The following is a 17743-nucleotide window of genomic DNA, read 5'->3' as shown; positions in this document are numbered from 1 at the left end:
ACCGGAGCCCTACCGGAACTCGGCCAGTCGGGGTCGCAGGCCGAGGACGGTCAGCCCGGCCACAAGCAGCAGCGCCGCGCCGGCCGCCGGGGCCAGCGTGGTCAGCGCCCCGCGTCCCTCGTCGACGGCCCGGTCGAAGTGCCGCTGGTTGGTGGCAGTGACCTGGTCCAGGGCCTTCATCCACTCCCCGAAGTGGGCGTTGGAGGTGTCCGCTGCCCAGCCGACGCAGAAGACCGTGGCCTCCTGGGTCTTCCCCTCGGCCACCAGGCGCCGGAAGGTCCGGTCGTCGCGCTGGTACACGGCGTACGCCGCGACCGTTTTCTCGGCCGCCTCCCGCTCCCCCGCGAAGGTGATGTTGTCCAGCTCGCGCCGGTACTCGCCGGTGAACCGTCTGTCCTCGTGGTTCTTCCGGTACGCGGCCCAGGTCTCGTCGAGCCGCTGGTCGTACGTGTCGAGTCCCGCGCCCGTGATTCCGTACAGCTGCTGTGACTTGTCGAGGAAGGTCCGCTCGTAGTCAGGCCGACGGCCGGGGTCAAGGAGGTAGCGGCTCTCGTCCGCGTTGGCGTCGTATCCGATCGCTTTGGACCGTGACAGTGCGATGACGGAATCGAAGGAGTCCCGGCGGGCCACCTTCATCTGCTCGTCGTTGATCGTGAGCAACTGTGCACCACACAGCAGCGCGATCACGGCGCAGAGCGTGGCGGCGATCAGCCCCGGGTTGAAGACCCGCTGGAAGCGGTGGGCGAGACGGATCTGGAGCAGGACAAGTGCGGCGACCAGCACTACCCCGAGGACGGCTTCAGCTGTCCGCTGCACGGTGAGGTCGCCCCGCGCCGCATCGTACTGCCGCTCGTACACCGCGTCGTTGGCGTCGACGAGCTTGCGGGCCTCCGGGAGCAGTCGGCCGGTGAGGAGGTCGGTCGCGGTCCGGTAGTCCTCGCGGGCGGCGTCCTTGCCGCCGGGGTGGCTGTCGTTCTCCAGTGCCCGCCCGATCAGCTCCTGGTAGTGCGCGAAGTCGTCGGTGAGTCCCACGACGACAGACTCGGTGGCCGGGTCGCCCTCCGAGGCGGCCGCGAGCGTGCGCAGCGAGCGGCTGATGGTCTGCTGGGCGTCCTTGTAGAAGCCGTTGGCCTTCGTGTACGACTCCTCCAGGCGGCTCTTACCAGACCCTGAATCGCCGCTGGAGAGCAGGATGTTGGCGGCCTGTGCGTCCATGTCGTTGAGCGCGAGGTTGAGCTGGGTCGCGGAGAGGGTGCGGGGCACGTCACGCTGCGCCGTCTGGTTCCAGGTGGCGGCCGCTCCAGTCGCCGCGACCGCGAGCAGGATCAGCAGCCCGGTGGCGAGGAGTACGCACGCCGCTCGGGCGAGGCGCAGGCGGCCGGGCAGGGTGCCCCAGTAGCGGTCGGTGAGCCGGCGGGCCGGCCGGGCAACGGTCAGCGGAGACCGCCGCGGCTGCCTTCCTCGTGGTTCCCCTCCGTCCGCCGCTCCAGGGACCAGCCAGCTCGGAACGTCGGGTACGGGGATCTCCGCAGCAGTCTCCGGGGCCCCCGCCCCCTGGCCGTGCTCGGTACCGGCGGTGATCGTCACACGCCCTCCAGCCTCCCACCCGGGGCCGCTGTACGTCCCGTGTTCACGTCAGCATCAGGCTCAACTGTTCGAAAGGACCGGCGTGTTGATGACACCCATACGCGGGGAGATCGGAATTTTGACGTGCCCTTGACAGTACCGCGATTCCGCGCTCGTGCGACGTTGGCAGATCGCCAATAGGAGTCCGTCAGGAATCCGCGCCACGGCGTCAGTAAGCCGTCAGGGTTCGGCTCCGATGGGTCCAGCCGCCATAGCGTCATCCTCATGGGACGACGCTTCACACTGTCTGCGACCGGTGCGCGTGCGGAGCGCGCGAACCCTGCTGGACCGTGCGCATACGACATCCACTGGGCAGGTGAGAGACGTACGGCGATCCGCGCCGCCTCCCTGCTGTTGGCGGCCCTGCTCGTGGTGGACACGGGCGCCGGCTACCTCAGTATTCCCCGTGCCGCCCTCTGGACCGGCTTGGCCGCCCTCTTCTTCGTGATCCTGCTGCCGCCCAAGGTCATTGCGCGCCCCGGCCTGCTGATCGTCCGCGGACTGCTGGTCGAGCACAGTGTCCGTACCGATTCCCTCGTCTCGGTCCACTGGTTCGATGGCGTGGCTCAGCGCATGGTCCTGCGGGACGTGGATGGCAGCGGGGTCGAGATCGACCCCACCGTCCTCGCCCGCAATCCTGCGCTGTGGCGGCGTCTCGACGCGGACACCGTCACGTCGCTCCAGCGCGGCACGCTGGCGTGTGGCGTGACCGCGCTGCACCAGCTGGCAGAGCGCATCGACCGCGAGACGGCGCATACGGTCTTCAAAGTCTCCGGCTTGCACTGACCAGCGCTCGGGCACCGGGCACCCCAGGGCCATTTGCAGGCCTCTCCTCCTTCCATCCGGGATCATTCGGCGGCCTCCTCATGCCGCGCGTGCACGGGCCGCAGTCTCTGTGCCTACGCTCGCGCCGTGTTCAACGTGACGGGTCTGCTGAAGCGTCTTGTGATCGGCCGGGCGATGCGCAGCGAGGAGCTGGGCGAGACCCTGCTGCCCAAACGCCTCGCGCTCCCGATCTTCGCCTCCGACCCGCTGTCCTCGGTGGCGTACGCCACGCAGGAGATCTTGCTGGTGCTGACGCTGGGCGGCCTCGCCTATCTGCACTTCACTCCGTGGATCGCGCTGGCGGTCGTGTTGCTGATGACCGTGGTGGTGCTCTCGTACCGGCAGGTCGTGCACGCGTACCCCAGCGGCGGCGGATCGTACGAGGTCGCCTCGACGAACCTGGGGCCCTCTGCCGGTCTCGTGGTGGCCGCCTCGTTGCTCGTCGACTACGTGATGACGGTGGCCGTGTCGGTCGCCTCGGGCGTGGACAACATCATCTCGGCGTTGCCGAGCCTGGCCGCGCACCGGGTGGGACTCGCGGTCGGCTTCGTCGCGCTCCTGACCGCGATGAATCTGCGCGGCGTCCGCGAGTCGGGGCGGGCCTTCGCCACGCCGACGTACCTCTTCATCGGCGGCGTGCTGATCATGGTGGGGACGGGGCTCTTCCGCTATCTGCTGGGCGACGCCCCGGTCGCGGAGAGCGCCGCGTACGGCATCGAGCCGGACCCCGCCGACGCGGGCCTGGCCGGGTTCGCCCTGCTGATGCTCGTGCTGCGGGCCTTCTCCAGCGGCTGTACGGCTCTGACCGGCGTTGAGGCGATCTCCAACGGCGTGCCGGCCTTCCGCAAGCCCAAGTCCGTCAACGCGGCGAAGACCATGCTGGCCATGGGCGCCATCGCCATCACCATGTTCGTGGGCGTCACCACCCTTGCGATGGTGGCCAAGGTGCACATCGTCGAGGACCCCTGCCGGCTGACCGGGCTGGCGGACTGCGAGGCGTACACCCAGCGCACCGTGATCGCCCAGCTGGCGGCCTCCGTCTTCGGCGGCTCGGACAGCTTCGGCTTCTACTTCATGCAGGCGGCGACCGCGCTCATCCTGATCCTGGCGGCCAACACCGCCTACAACGGCTTCCCGCTGCTCGCCTCGATCCTCGCCCAGCACCGCTATCTGCCCCGGCAGCTGCACAACCGCGGCGACCGGCTGGCGTTCTCCAACGGCATCCTGGCGCTCGCGACCGTCGCCGCAGTGCTGCTGTGGGTCTACAAGGCCAACGTCACCGACCTCATCCACCTGTACATCCTGGGCGTGTTCACCTCCTTCACGCTCTCCCAGCTCGGCATGGTCCGGCACTGGAACCGCGAGTTGCACGCCGAGACCGACCCGGCGGTGCGCCGCCGCCATCAGGTCGCCCGGTCCGTCAACGGCCTGGGCGCGTGCGTGACCGGGCTGGTCCTGGTGATCGTGCTGGCCACCAAGTTCACCCAGGGCGCCTGGCTCGCCGTACTCGCCGCGCTCGTTCTGTGGGTGATGATGCGTGGTATCCGGCGCCACTACGACCGTACGGCGGCCGAGCTGACCGTCACCGATCCGCGAAGAGAGCTGGCACCACCGCCCCGGGTCTTCGCGATCGTGCTGGTCTCCACCATCCACAAGCCGACCCTGCGGGCCTTGGCCTATGCACGGGCCTTCCGCCCGAACCACCTGGAAGCGCTCACCATCTCCGTGGACCGCGAGGCGGCGGACTCACTGAAGCGGCAGTGGGAGGAGTACGGGATCGAGATCCCGCTGAAGATCCTCGATTCCCCGTACCGTGAGATCACCCGCCCCGTCGTCGAGTACGTCCGCTCGATCCGGCGGGAGAGTCCGCGTGACGTGGTGGGCGTCTTCATCCCCGAGTACGTCGTCGGCCACTGGTGGGAGAACCTCCTCCACAACCAGTCCGCGCTGTGGCTGAAGAGCCGGCTGCTCTTCACCCCGGGCGTCATGGTCACCAGCGTCCCGTGGCAGCTGACCTCCTCTGCGCACGCCGACCACCCCGCCGCCCGCGCCCCCGGCTCCGTCCGCCGCGGAGAACCCACCCGGAATTCCGAGACCCCGCGGTGACCGCCTCGCGCATCGCCCCGCCGCAGTGACCGTGCATGGGCCCACCAAAGCCACAGCTCCCTCCCCGTAACCGGACAGACCCTAGGAGTTCCCCTACGAGCTCACGCAGCCTCTCCCCTGGCGAGCGTCAGACGGCGAGCGGGGCCGGTCGCATAGTGCACGTACTCTCGGGTCAGGCGGAAGCCCGCCGACCATGCCAGGAGGCGGCTGGGGCGGTTGTCGCGGGAGCAGGTCCAGCTGGGCGTACGGCTGCGGGCGGCGATGTCCTGGCACAGCGCGGTGACGCAGGCGAGCGCGAGGTGCTGCCGACGGTGGCCGGGGTCAGCAAGAGCGGCGACGTCCTCATACCCGCTGCCGAGGAAGTACGTGCAGGCCACCGAGAGGGCGCGGCCCCGGTGGAAGGCTCCCCAGCCGAGTCCCGAGGCGGCGAGCTGCTCCGGGCCGCCCCAGGTCCTGTGGATCCAGGCCGCCTCGGGTCCGAGAGCGACGAGTGCCGACGCGTCCTGCGGGGTCAGCCGGCGCACCGTGATCCCGGGTGCCGGGCGGGCGGCCAGAGCGGGCGCCTGGTGTACATAGACCATGCGCTCCCACGGATCGACGCGCGCGAACGCGCCCCCGAGGGCGGGCACGAAGCGGGCCGGGGCCTCGATGTACCTGCCCGCGAAGGGAGCGAGGGCCTCGGGAGACAACACGCCCGGGTCTCCTCGCAGCAGGACGTGATCCCCGCTGGAGACCGCCACGACCCGCGGGTCCACCGCACGGTCAGCCCACCACTGACCGGCGCCAGTGGCGATGACGTGCTCGGGGAGGGCCGCGACACCCGGGGCCCCGCCGGGGAACCAGCGGGCGAGGGCGGGGAGACGGGTGGGAAGGAGCTGGATCACGACGGATGCCGCCTAGGTGGAAGGGAAGAGGTGCGGGGGCGGCCCGGGACGGTGGGCCGCCCCCGCGGGGGAACCAGCGCGAGCGGGAAGTCAGGCGCTGGCCGGCCTTGCGGCCGTGGTTGGCTTTGTTCGCGCGTCGGGCTCGCGCCCTCAGGCAGAGTGGCCGACGAGCACGTCGGCGAGCTTGTTCAGCCGCTTGACCGTACGCTCCTCGGTCGCGCCGGAGGCGGGCTCCATCCGCTCGCTCCTGTCGTAGTAGGCCCCGTTGACGATCTCGACCGCCGGGTCGCACAGCCGCACGACGTGGGCGGCCCCCTCGGACGGCGTCGCGCCTTCGTGTCCGTACAGCGGCCTCAGGGCGGTCTCGCACACGCCCGGGTTCACGGAGACGGCGGTAACACGCGGGTCAGAGGCGAAGACGGTGAGCGCGAGCTGCGACTGCGCGTACGCGGCGAGGCGGGAGTAACGGCGGGTCCGGTTGGGGTCGTTCCACATGATGGAAGCGGTGCGGTGCATCGAGGATGAGACGTTGACGACGCGGCCGCCCGGGTCGGTGGTCAGGACCGGTTCCAGCAGGTTCGTCAGCAGGTAGTGGGCGAGGAAGTTGACCTGGAAGGAGAGCTCGTTGCCGTCCGGGGTGACGGTGTGGCGCTCCGGCGCCGCGACGGCGGCGTTGTTGACCAGGACGTCGAGGTGCGGGTACCCGGCGGTGATCCGGTTCGCGAGCCGCTCCACCTCGTCGAGGTGCGCGAAGTCCGCCGCACACGGGCGCAGCATGTCCACGTCGACGTCAGCGGTGGCGATGAGGCGGTCCACAGCTGCCCGGGCCTCCGCAGGCGTACGGCCGTGGAGCAGGACCGTCGCGCCGCACTCGGCGAGCCGGCGGGCGGTCTCGTATCCGATGCCGGAGGTGGCGCCGGTGACCAGGATGGTGCGGCCGGACAGGAATGAAGGCATGAGTGGTTCCAGGGGAAGGGCATGGACGCAACCCCGTGCGGGAAGCGGCCATACGGTGATGGTGGACGGGTATCACGTACGGGGGCGTCAGCACGCCCGGCGGTACACGTGTCCGCGGCGGGCCCCAAAGGGACGGGCCGGGAGTCGACGGGTGCTAGCGCACGGAAGGTGAACAGGGCGCTTCGCCGACGGCACCCGATGCGGTGGCCGGTCGTCGTGGCGCTGACCGATGTTCATGCCATCCATCCAACTTGCCTGTGACAGCTGGTTCAAGAGCCCTGATGGCCTTCTGATGAGCCCTTGACGGACTTCAGCCGAGGCCGGGGATGGTGGACACCACCAGGTCGATGAGCTTGATCCCGATGAAGGGCAGGACGAGGCCTCCGAGGCCGTAGACGCCGAGGTTGCGCCGCAGCAGGTCGTGTGCGGAGGCGGGCTTGTAGCGGACGCCGCGCAGAGCGAGCGGGATGAGGGCGATGATGATCAGGGCGTTGAAGATGATCGCCGAGGTGATGGCGGAGGTCGGGCTGTGCAGGCCCATGATGTTGAGGGCTCCGAGGCCCGGGTAGGCCGCGGCGAACATGGCGGGGATGATCGCGAAGTACTTCGCGACGTCGTTCGTGATCGAGAAGGTGGTCAGCGCGCCCCGGGTGATCAGGAGTTGCTTGCCGATCTCGACGATGTCGATGAGCTTGGTGGGGTTGGAGTCCAGGTCCACCATGTTCCCGGCCTCCTTGGCGGCCGAGGTACCGGTGTTCATTGCCACGCCAACATCGGCCTGGGCGAGGGCCGGGGCGTCGTTCGTACCGTCACCGGTCATCGCGACGAGCTTGCCGCCCGCCTGCTCCCGTTTGATCAGTTCGAGCTTGTCCTCGGGCGTCGCCTCGGCGAGGTACTCGTCGACGCCGGCCTCGGCCGCAATGGCCCGGGCCGTCAGCTCGTTGTCGCCGGTGACCATGACCGTGCGGATACCCATGGCGCGCAGTTCGGCGAACCGCTCCCGGATTCCTTCCTTGACGACGTCCTTGAGGTGGATGATGCCGAGGACCCTCGGCCCGTCCCAGTCATGCACGGCGACCAGCAGGGGCGTGCCCCCGGACTCGGACACGGATGCCGACCACGCGGCGGCTTCCGCCTGAACGGTCCCGCCGCGCATCGCCACCCAGTCGCAGACCTGAGCGGTCGCACCCTTGCGGATCGCACAGCCGGCGCCATTGTCCCAGCTCAGGTTGATCCCGCTCATGCGGGTGCGGGCGCTGAACTCGGTGAAACGGGGGTTGCTGAGGTCCTCTTGGGCGACCGACTGGAGCCCGTACTGCTGGGCCAGGGCCACGACCGAGCGGCCTTCGGGCGTCTCGTCGGCGAGGGACGAGAGCTGGGCGGCGTCCGCGAGCTTGGCCTGATCGACGCCGGGCATCGGGATGAAGGCCGCGGCTTCCCGGTTGCCGTGGGTGATGGTGCCGGTCTTGTCGAGGAGGAGGGTGTTCACGTCGCCCGCCGCCTCGACCGCGCGGCCCGACATCGCGAGGACGTTGCGCTGCACCAGACGGTCCATGCCCGCGATGCCGATGGCGGAGAGCAGCGCGCCGATGGTGGTGGGGATGAGCGTGACGAGGAGCGCCACCAGGACGGTCGTCGACTGCGCGGCGCCCGCATACGCGGCCATCGGTTCGAGGCTGACGACGACCAGGATGAACACGACGGTCAGGGCGGCCAGCAGGATGTTCAGCGCGATCTCGTTGGGGGTCTTCTGTCGGGACGCGCCTTCGACGAGGGCGATCATCCGGTCCAGGAAGCTGTTTCCGGGGCGTGAGGTGACCCGTACGACGATCGAGTCGGACAGGACGGTCGTACCGCCCGTGACCCCTGACCGGTCGCCGCCGGACTCCCGGAGAACCGGAGCCGATTCGCCGGTGACGGCGGACTCGTCCACCATCGCCGCGCCGTCGACCACGTCCCCGTCGGCGGGGACCAGCTCCCCCGCTTCGACGAGGACGAAGTCGAAGGGCTGGAGCTCGGCCGGCGTGACCACCTCGGTCTCGGCGCGGCGCAGGTTGGTGCCGTACGTCCAGTGGTTCAGCCGCAGCGCGACCGTGTCCGTGCGCGCCTTGCGCAGCGACTCGGCCTGGGCGCGACCGCGGCCTTCGGCGACGGCCTCGGCGAGATTGGCGAACAGGACCGTCAGCCACAGCCAGACACTGATCACCCAGGTGAAGACGGACGGGTGGATGAGCGCCGAGAGCGTGGTCAGGACAGATCCAACCGCGACGACGAACAGCACCGGCTTCTTGATGAGTTCACGGGGATGGAGCTTGTGCACCGCCTCACCGAGGGAGGCCGCCAGCCGCTCGGGCTCCAGCATGTTCGCCTGCCCGGGACGTTTGCGGGACGGGCGGGTGAGCGGTGTCCGCGGCGGGGTTCCGAGACCTGGAGGAACGTGCTGCGCGGCGGCGCGAGGCATGAAGAGACCTTCTCAGTGGGATGTGGGATCCGCTGGGCCACCCGACGGGGTGGGCAAGGATTCGGGAAGAGGGGAGTCGCCGCCGGGGACTGTCACCATGGACCCCCTCGGCCGTCACGTGAGCATGGGCCCCCGGCGGCGCAACAGGCAGGAAACTACTGCCCGCTCAGGGGGTAAGGCGCATGCAAGCGGAGGAATTGGCACCTTCTTGATGGCAGCGCACGGGAAGCGTCAAACCATCATCAAGGGCACGTCAACGTGCGTCGGCTGTGACGCGGAAGCGCAGTCGGCAGATCACGGCGTCGGTGTCGCGGCGGACAGCGTGGGCCACAACCGCGCCGCGCTGGTTCTGCAGCAGCCGCTGCCAGAGACGGGCGGGTTCGGTCTCCGGAATGAGGACGGTCACCTGCGCGTCCGGATGGCTCCGGACGAGCTCCCGCACATAGCCGGACACTGGGCGGCCGAGGGAGCGCGTCTCCGAGGGGAGTTCGATGAGGTCGACGCCGGGATTCCACAACTCCCAGTCACGCCGGAGGGCTTCGGCGCTCTGACGGTCCTCAGGTGTGGGGTGGGTGACGGTGACGGCGAGGACTTCGTCGCCTAGGGAGCGGGCGGCGGTCAGGGCCTGACAGGTCAGTCGGGACAGACCGGAGACGGGGACCACGACCAACGAGTGGGCCCTGTGCGGGGGCTGTGGGACGCGGCCGAGTTCGAGGCGTTCGCCGATCTCGGTGTACGCACGGTGGACCTTCTCGAAGCCGAGGACGACCAGCGGCAGCGCGAGCACGATCAGCCACGCGCCCTCGGTGAACTTGGTGGCGGTCACGACGACGGCCGAAACACCGGTCAGCAGGGCGCCGAAACCGTTGAGGTCAGCCTTGGCCTGCCAGCCCTTGGGGCGTTCGCCGTACCAGTGCCGGACCATGCCGACCTGGCAGATGGTGAAGCCGACAAAGACGCCGATGGCGAAGAGCGGGACGAGGGTGTTGGTGTCGCCGCCGGAGAGGACGAGCAGGACGGCCGATACGAGGGCCAGCCAGACCACCCCGTGCCGGTGCACTTGGCGGTCCGCCTTGAGGGCGAAGACGTGCGGCAGGTGGTTGTCGCGGGCCAGCAGGCTCATCAGCACCGGAAGCCCGCCGAAGGAGGTGTTCGCGGCGAGCGCCAGCAGCACCATGGTGGCGAACTGGACTATGTAGAAAGCAGCGTTGTGGCCGAACGAGGCGTCCGCAAGCTGGGCCAGGACCGTGACGCCGTCGACCGGCTGGAGGTGGAAGCGGCCGATCAGGACCGACAGCCCGATCAGCATGACGCCGAGCAGCGCGCCGAGGGCCACCTCGGTGTGCTGGGCGCGGCGGGCAGCCGGCGCACGGAAGGACGGCACGGCATTGGCCACGGCCTCGACGCCCGTCAGGGCCGAGCAGCCCGCGGCAAACGCCTTCAACAGCAGCAGCGCGCCGACGCCGGTAGCGCCCTCGCCGAGCGCGGAGGCATGTCCGGCCGCGGAGGCGGTGCTGACCGGGCCGTCGCGGAAGAGACCGACCGTGATCATCACCAGGATCGACCCGACGAAGAGCGCGGTCGGTACGAGGAAGGCCTTGGCGGAGTCCACGACCCCGCGCAGGTTCACGGCGGTCACCAGCACCAGAACCGCGAGGCAGATCCAGACCCGCTCCCCGTGCAGCCCGGGGAAGGCTGAGGTCAGGGCAGCCACGCCGGCGGTGACTGACACCGCGACGTTCAGCACGTAGTCGAGAATGAGCGAGGCAGCCGCGACCAGGCTGGTGCGCCGGCCCAGATGCCGCTTGGCGACCGCGTACGAGCCTCCCCCGTCCGGGAACGCGGCGATCACCTGGCGGTACGAGGCAACCAGTACCGCGAGCAGGGCGGCGATGGCCAAGGTGACGGGGAGCGTGAAGCCCATGCCGTAGGCACCGGCCGCAGCCAGGACCAGGACGATCGCCTCGGGCCCGTACGCCACGGACGCCATCGCGTCGAGCGACAGCGCGGCAAGGCCCTGGAGGGCAGTCAGCTTGTGCCGGTCCCCGGCCCCTGTGCCGCTGGTATCAGGGGGCTCCTCCTGGGCCGACCCCTGAGTGACCGTGGTCGGTTCTCCTGCGTGCATGGCCATTTTTCGCCGGTCCCTCCGAATGAACAAAGTCAGGACAGCGTCGGAGCCGTAGGGGTCGGCCGCCAGCACCCTTGGCGCATTTCATACGCCCACCCCCGCACTCTTCACGTGTTCCATACGCATGGGCACATGCGGCGTAAGGGGTCCGTCAAGAGGGGCTGCCTCGCGTTGCCCCGGCTCCGCGGAGATGCATGCTTGATCTGGGCGGAACATGCCTGACCAGTACGAAGAGGAGAAGCTACTGATGAACGCGGAGAACGTGGTCGGCCTGCTCATCGCCCTCGCGCTGCTCGGCTATCTCGTGGTCGCTCTGATCAAGCCCGAGAAGTTCTGATCGACGCGCTGCATCACGATCGGCCTGTCCGGACGGGAGGCCTCACATGTCCGGGTACTGGTTCCGGCTCCGCGACCGCGTCGCCTTGGTCGCGGCCCTCGTGGCCCCCTTCTTGGTGGCGCTCGCACTCGTGCCTTTCCGTGCAGGTCTTTCGGCGACGAACGAGGCGCTGATCATGGTCGTCGCGGTGGTCGCGGTCGCCGCTATGGGAAGCCGCGCGGCGGGAGCACTCGCCGCGCTCTCAGCGGCCGCGTGGTTCGACTTCTTCCTGACCGAGCCCTACCAGCAGTTCGCCATCTCTGACCGTGCAGACGTCGAGACGGCTGTCCTGCTGCTCATCGTCGGCTTGATCGTCTCGCAGCTGGCCGCGCGTGCACGCCGTCTCCAGGCGGTCGTGGTGACCGACGCCGCGCATCTGTCGAGCCTCCAGGGAACCGCTCGGCTGGTCGAGGACGGCGGCACACCGGAAGCGGTGGTCGAGTACGTGCGCCGGGAGCTCGTCGGCCTGCTGGGTCTGCGCGGCTGCCGCTTCGAGTACGGGACCCTGATCGGGCACCTGCCGCGCCTGCAGCACGACGGCAGCCTGTGGCTGCGCCGCCCGGGCCGGATCACGGAGTACGCCGCCTGGCCCGACGGGGAGACCGAGCTGCGGGTCGTCGGCGGCGGCCACTACTACGGCCGCTTCCTCCTCGACCCGCACCCCGGCCGCCCCCTGCCGCCTGAGGAAGCCCGTCTGGTGGCCGTCGCGCTCGCCGCCCAGGCCGGCAGCGCCCTGGACTCGGCCGGCCTGTCCCACCAGGGCTGACCGGGTCCGACGGGCCCATTCCCGTAAGAGTGGCGTTAAGGGTTCCCATGCGCCCGTATGGACCCCGTCAAGGTGTCTTAACACCCGGCTGAAGACACGGTTATCTCGTCATCGGCCATCTGGCCGATTCATTTCCTTCCCTCTTCATCCAGGAGCTCACGGTGGCCGATCTGGCCTTCGTCGTCACCACGGTCGCGGTATTCGCGTTGGTGGCTCTCATCGCCCGGGGGGTGACCAAGCTGTGAACGCCGAAAACATCATCGGCCTCGTCGTGGCCGTCTCCCTGCTCGGATACCTCGTCCTCGCCCTCGTGTACCCGGAGAGGTTCTAGCCACCGATGAGTCCCGTTCTCGCTGGTGTGCTCCAGCTCCTCGCACTGATCGCCGCGCTCGCGCTGGCCTACCGCCCCCTGGGCGACTACATGGCCCGCGTCTACTCCTCCGAAAAGCACTACAAGCCGGAGAAGTGGATCTACAAGGCCATCGGCGCCAACCCGTCGGCCGAGATGCGCTGGCCCGCCTACCTGCGCGCCGTCCTCGCCTTCTCCGCGGTCTCGGTCCTCTTCCTGTACGCGCTCCAGCGGGCGCAGGGGATCCTGCCCGGCTCGCTCGGCTTCTCCGCGATCGACCCGGACCAGGCCTTCAACACCGCCGCCTCGTTCGTGGCGAACACGAACTGGCAGTCGTACTACGGCGAGCAGGCCATGGGCCACGTCGTCCAGACGGGCGGCCTGGCGGTGCAGAACTTCGTGTCGGCTGCCGTCGGCATGGCCGTCGCGGTCGCGCTCGTACGCGGCTTCGCGCGCTCCCGCACGGGTGAGCTCGGCAACTTCTGGGCCGACATGGTCCGCGGCGTGGTCCGCATCCTGCTGCCGATCTCCGTGATCGGCGCGATCGTCCTGGTCGCGTGCGGTGCGATCCAGAACTTCGCGGGCATCCACGAGGTCGGCCAGTTCATGGGCGGCAGCCAGCAGTGGAACGGCGGGGCTGTGGCCTCGCAGGAGGTCATCAAGGAGCTGGGAACGAACGGCGGCGGCTACTTCAACGCCAACTCCGCGCACCCCTTCGAGAACCCCAACCCGTTCTCCAACCTCTTCGAGATCTTCCTGATCCTCGTCATCCCGTTCGCGATGACCCGCACCTTCGGCCGCATGGTCGGAAGCCTGCGCCAGGGCTACGCGATCCTCGCGACGATGGCCACCATCTGGATCGGCTTCACCGCGCTGATGATGTGGACCGAGTTCGCCCACCACGGCCCGGTCTTCGACATCAGCGGTGGCGCTATGGAGGGCAAGGAGACCCGGTTCGGTGTCGGCGCCTCCGCGATCTTCTCGGTCGCCACGACGCTGACCTCGACGGGCGCAGTCAACTCCTTCCACTCCTCGTACACGGGTCTGGGCGGCGGCATCCAGCTGCTGGGCATGCAGCTCGGCGAGATCGCCCCCGGCGGCGTCGGCTCCGGCCTCTACGGGATGCTGATCATGGCGATCATCGCGGTGTTCATCGCCGGTCTGATGGTCGGTCGCACGCCCGAGTACCTGGGTAAGAAAATCGGCACCCGCGAGATCAAGTTCGCGGCCTGCTACATCCTCATCACCCCGGCGCTGGTCCTCGGCTTCACCGCCGCCGCGATGGCGCTGGACACCCCGGCGAACTCGATGACGAACTCCGGCGCGCACGGATTCTCGGAGATCCTCTACGCCTACACCTCGGGCGCCAACAACAACGGCTCCGCCTTCGCGGGCCTGAACGCCGACACGCAGTGGTTCAACAGCACCATCGGCATCGCGATGCTGCTGGGCCGCTTCCTGCCGATGGTGTTCGTCCTCGCGCTGGCCGGCTCGCTCGCCGAGCAGAAGCCCGTCCCTGAGACCGCGGGCACGCTCCGTACCGACAAGCCGCTCTACACGGGCCTCCTCGTCGGCACGATCCTCATCGTCACCGGTCTGACCTACTTCCCGGCCCTGGCGCTGGGTCCGCTCGCCGAAGGGCTCGCATCATGAGCACCGCCACACCCACCAGGGCTCCGCACCAGGACGTGCCCACCGGCCACAAGCCGGACGCCGGACGGGTGGGCGGCGGCCTGTTCGACCCGAAGCAGCTGCTGAAGTCCTTCCCGGACGCGGTGAAGAAGCTCGACCCGCGCGTCATGATCAAGTCCCCGGTCATGTTCGTGGTCCTGATCGGTTCGGTGGTCACCACCGTCCTCGCGATCAAGGACCCGACCGACTGGTTCGGCTGGGCGATCACCGCCTGGCTGTGGCTGACCACGATCTTCGCAAACCTCGCGGAGGCCGTCGCCGAGGGCCGCGGCAAGGCCCAGGCCGACACCCTGCGCAAGGCCAAGACCGACTCCGTCGCACGCCGCCTGACCAAGGACGGCAAGAGCGAGGAGCAGGTTCCCGGTGCGGAGCTGCGCATCGGTGACCTGGTGGTCTGCGAGGCGGGCGACGTCATCCCCGGCGACGGTGACGTCGTCGAAGGCGTCGCCTCAGTGGACGAGTCCGCCATCACGGGCGAGTCCGCCCCGGTGATCCGGGAGTCCGGTGGAGACCGCAGCGCCGTCACCGGCGGTACGAAGGTGCTCTCCGACCGGATCGTCATCAAGATCACGACGAAGCCCGGCGAGACCTTCATCGACCGCATGATCGCCCTCGTCGAGGGCGCGGCACGGCAGAAGACGCCCAACGAGATCGCGCTGAACATCCTGCTCGCCTCGCTGACCATCGTCTTCCTGCTGGCGGTCGTCACCCTGCAGCCCTTCGCGATCTACGCGGAGGCCAAGCAGTCCATGATCGTGCTCACCGCACTACTGGTCTGCCTGATCCCCACCACCATCGGCGCGCTGCTCTCCGCGATCGGCATCGCCGGCATGGACCGCCTGGTCCAGCGCAACGTCCTCGCCATGTCCGGGCGTGCCGTCGAGGCGGCCGGCGACGTCTCCACGCTGCTGCTCGACAAGACCGGCACCATCACCCTCGGCAACCGCCAGGCCTCCGAGTTCGTCCCCGTCAAGGGCACCACGGCGGCGGAGCTCGCCGATGCCGCCCAGCTCTCCTCCCTCGCGGACGAGACGCCCGAGGGCCGCTCCATCGTCGTTCTGGCGAAGGAGAAGTACGGCCTGCGCGAACGCCACCAGGGCGAGCTGGCGCACGCCGAGTGGATCCCGTTCACCGCCCAGACCCGCATGTCGGGTGTGGACGTCGACGGCAAGCAGACCCGCAAGGGCGCGACCGGCTCGGTCGTCGCATGGGTGAAGGAGCAGGGCGGCCAGGTCGCCGAGGACGCGCAAGCGCTCACGGACCAGATCTCCCAGGCCGGCGGCACCCCTCTGCTGGTGGCGGTCAAGGACGACAAGGGCGCCCGTGTGCTGGGTGTCATCCACCTCAAGGACGTGGTCAAGGAGGGCATGCGCGAGCGGTTCGACGAACTGCGCCGCATGGGCATCAAGACCGTCATGATCACGGGTGACAACCCGCTGACCGCGAAGGCCATCGCCGAAGAGGCGGGTGTCGACGACTTCCTCGCCGAGGCCACCCCCGAGGACAAGATGGCCCTCATCAAGCGGGAGCAGGCCGGCGGCAAGCTCGTCGCGATGACCGGCGACGGCACCAACGACGCCCCCGCCCTCGCGCAGGCCGACGTCGGCGTCGCCATGAACACCGGCACCTCGGCCGCCAAGGAGGCCGGGAACATGGTGGACCTGGACTCCAACCCCACCAAGCTCATCGAGATCGTCGAGATCGGCAAGCAGCTCCTCATCACCCGCGGCGCCCTGACGACCTTCTCCATCGCCAACGACGTCGCGAAGTACTTCGCGATCATCCCGGCCATGTTCGCGGTGGTCTACCCGGGCCTCGACAAGCTCAACATCATGGGGCTGTCGTCCCCGAACTCCGCGATCCTCTCCGCGGTCATCTTCAACGCGCTGATCATCATCGCGCTCGTGCCGCTCGCCCTGAAGGGCGTCCAGTACAAGCCGACCAGCGCCGACAAGATGCTCCGCCGCAACATCGGGATCTACGGACTCGGCGGCCTCATCGCCCCGTTCATCGGCATCAAGATCATCGACATGCTCATCACCCTCATCCCCGGAATCGGCTGATCTGCGATGAACACCTCCGTATCCAGCACCCTCCGCCTGATCGGCGCGGGCCTGCGCGCCCTGCTCGTCCTCACGGTTATCTGCGGGGTCATCTACCCGCTCGCCGTCACCGGGATCGCCCAGGCCCTGTTCAACGACAAGGCCAACGGCTCCGAAATCAAGGACAAGAGCGGCCAGGTCGTCGGCTCCTCCCTCATCGGGCAGAGCTACAACCTGCCCAAGCAGAACCCCGACGACGCCGAAGAAGCGGTCAAGCCGGACCTCAAGTGGTTCCAGCCCCGCCCCTCCAACGGTCTGGGCAGCAACAGCGTCAACATGCAGTACTCGCTGATCCTGTCCGGCGCCACCAACCGGTCCGCCGACAACGGCGCGGTCAACGGCAAGTGCACCAAGGACGCTGACGAGGGCACCCTCTGCGCCCAGGTCATCGCCGCCAAGGACGCCGTCGTCACCGACAACTCCACCGCGGACTACAAGGTCAACCCCGAGGACGTGCCGGCCGACGCCGTCACCTCCTCCGGCTCCGGCCTGGACCCGGACATCTCCCCGGAGTACGCCAAGCTTCAGATCCACCGGGTCGCCGAGCAGAACAAGCTCGACGTCAAGCAGGTCGAGAAGCTCGTCGCCGACCACACCACCGGCCGGACCCTCGGCTTCATGGGTGAGCCCCGCGTCAACGTCCTCGAGCTCAACACCGCCCTCAAGGCACTGACCAAGAGCTGATGATTCCCGTAGCAGGGGTCCGGAGTCGGCGGGACGTGGCTCGTTCGCGTCCCGCCGACTCCGCCCCGTACCCATTGAAAGAGGAAGGCCCCACACCGATGATCAAGGTGCTGGTGGTGGAAGACGATGCTCAGCTCGTCCGCGCACTCAAGATCAACCTGCAGGCGCGGAAGTTCGAGGTGGAGACGGCTTCCGACGGAGGGAGTGCCGTCAGACTTGCCGCTGCCCGCAAGCCGGACGTCATCCTCCTGGATCTCGGTCTGCCGGACATGGACGGCATCGATGTGATCAAGCGTGTCAGGGAGTCCAGCAGCGTACCGATCCTCGTCCTCTCCGCCCGCCACACCTCCGAGGAGAAGATCCTCGCCCTCGACGCGGGCGCCGACGACTACGTCACCAAGCCGTTCAGCATGGACGAGCTCCTCGCCCGGCTGCGGGCCGCTGTCCGCCGCCGGGAGATCCCGGCACCCGCCGACGAGGTCTCCGTGGTCACCACCGACGACTTCACCGTCGACCTGATCGCGAAGAAGGTCAAGCGGGGCGATCGCAGCGTGCGACTCACCCCCACCGAGTGGCACCTCCTGGAAATCCTCATCAGCAACCCCGGCCGGCTGATCAGCCAGCGACAGCTGCTGCTCGACGTGTGGGGGCCCACGTACTCCGAGCACACCAACTACCTGCGGGTCTACATGGCCCAGCTGCGCCGCAAACTGGAAGCGGACCCCTCGCACCCGAGGTACCTGATCACCGAGCCCGGCATGGGCTACCGCTTCGAGGGATGACAAGA

Annotated in this window: 14 protein-coding genes; 9 read left to right on the top strand and 5 right to left on the bottom strand. The window is 68.8% G+C overall.

Annotated elements, in window-relative coordinates; genetic code table 11:
• Window positions 1–9 precede the first annotated feature (9 nt).
• Entirely contained in the window at window positions 10–1587 is a 1578-nt protein-coding gene (locus OG594_RS16855) for a hypothetical protein (protein WP_266599646.1), read from the bottom strand.
• A gap of 264 nt (window positions 1588–1851) precedes the next feature.
• On the opposite strand from OG594_RS16855, the gene OG594_RS16850 reads away from it, so the two are divergent.
• The gene (locus tag OG594_RS16850; RefSeq protein ID WP_266599639.1) at window positions 1852–2412 is read left to right on the top strand and encodes a hypothetical protein; all 561 of its coding nucleotides are present in this window, start codon (window positions 1852–1854) and stop codon (window positions 2410–2412) included.
• A gap of 126 nt (window positions 2413–2538) precedes the next feature.
• Window positions 2539–4557, top strand: coding sequence for an APC family permease (locus OG594_RS16845; protein WP_266599637.1), 2019 nt, complete (start codon window positions 2539–2541; stop codon window positions 4555–4557).
• 101 nt (window positions 4558–4658) lie between these two features.
• On the opposite strand, the gene OG594_RS16840 is transcribed toward OG594_RS16845, so the two are convergent.
• The 4 genes from OG594_RS16840 to OG594_RS16825 form a co-directional block, all read right to left on the bottom strand.
• Window positions 4659–5441: a GNAT family N-acetyltransferase gene (locus tag OG594_RS16840; protein ID WP_266599635.1), complete on the bottom strand. Its 783-nt coding sequence runs from the start codon at window positions 5439–5441 to the stop codon at window positions 4659–4661.
• A gap of 150 nt (window positions 5442–5591) precedes the next feature.
• Window positions 5592–6398: an SDR family NAD(P)-dependent oxidoreductase gene (locus tag OG594_RS16835; RefSeq protein WP_266599633.1), complete on the bottom strand. Its 807-nt coding sequence runs from the start codon at window positions 6396–6398 to the stop codon at window positions 5592–5594.
• A 310-nt stretch (window positions 6399–6708) separates the two neighbouring features.
• Entirely contained in the window at window positions 6709–8760 is a 2052-nt protein-coding gene (kdpB, locus tag OG594_RS16830; RefSeq protein WP_266599631.1) for a potassium-transporting ATPase subunit KdpB, read from the bottom strand.
• Between the two features lie 352 nt (window positions 8761–9112).
• Window positions 9113–10990: an APC family permease gene (locus OG594_RS16825; RefSeq protein ID WP_266599629.1), complete on the bottom strand. Its 1878-nt coding sequence runs from the start codon at window positions 10988–10990 to the stop codon at window positions 9113–9115.
• Window positions 10991–11201: 211 nt separating this feature from the next.
• Between OG594_RS16825 and kdpF (OG594_RS16820) the strand changes: the two genes are divergently transcribed.
• The 7 genes from kdpF (OG594_RS16820) to OG594_RS16790 all read left to right on the top strand — a co-directional run bounded on the left by kdpF (OG594_RS16820) (window position 11202) and on the right by OG594_RS16790 (window position 17738).
• On the top strand, window positions 11202–11324 hold the full coding sequence (kdpF, locus tag OG594_RS16820) for a K(+)-transporting ATPase subunit F (RefSeq protein ID WP_266599627.1): 123 nt from the start codon (window positions 11202–11204) through the stop codon (window positions 11322–11324).
• 46 nt (window positions 11325–11370) lie between these two features.
• Window positions 11371–12129, top strand: coding sequence for a DUF4118 domain-containing protein (locus OG594_RS16815; RefSeq protein ID WP_266599625.1), 759 nt, complete (start codon window positions 11371–11373; stop codon window positions 12127–12129).
• Window positions 12130–12370: 241 nt separating this feature from the next.
• Window positions 12371–12460, top strand: a complete 90-nt coding sequence (gene kdpF, locus OG594_RS16810) for a K(+)-transporting ATPase subunit F (RefSeq protein WP_033223114.1) — start codon at window positions 12371–12373, stop codon at window positions 12458–12460.
• A 6-nt stretch (window positions 12461–12466) separates the two neighbouring features.
• Window positions 12467–14131, top strand: coding sequence for a potassium-transporting ATPase subunit KdpA (gene kdpA / locus OG594_RS16805; RefSeq protein WP_266599623.1), 1665 nt, complete (start codon window positions 12467–12469; stop codon window positions 14129–14131).
• Window positions 14128–16233 carry a potassium-transporting ATPase subunit KdpB gene (kdpB, locus tag OG594_RS16800; protein WP_266599621.1) on the top strand — a complete coding sequence of 702 codons (2106 nt, stop codon included), beginning with the start codon at window positions 14128–14130 and terminating at the stop codon, window positions 16231–16233. The genes kdpA and kdpB (OG594_RS16800) overlap by 4 nt, the downstream gene beginning before the upstream one ends.
• Window positions 16234–16239: 6 nt before the next feature.
• Window positions 16240–16956, top strand: coding sequence for a potassium-transporting ATPase subunit C (locus OG594_RS16795; RefSeq protein ID WP_266599619.1), 717 nt, complete (start codon window positions 16240–16242; stop codon window positions 16954–16956).
• 98 nt (window positions 16957–17054) lie between these two features.
• Window positions 17055–17738: a response regulator gene (locus OG594_RS16790; RefSeq protein ID WP_266599617.1), complete on the top strand. Its 684-nt coding sequence runs from the start codon at window positions 17055–17057 to the stop codon at window positions 17736–17738.
• The last annotated feature ends 5 nt before the right edge of the window (window positions 17739–17743 follow it).

The sequence above is a fragment of the Streptomyces sp. NBC_01214 genome, assembly GCF_026340975.1.
Classification (GTDB): domain Bacteria; phylum Actinomycetota; class Actinomycetes; order Streptomycetales; family Streptomycetaceae; genus Streptomyces.
This window is presented reverse-complemented; position numbering and strand designations above follow the sequence as displayed.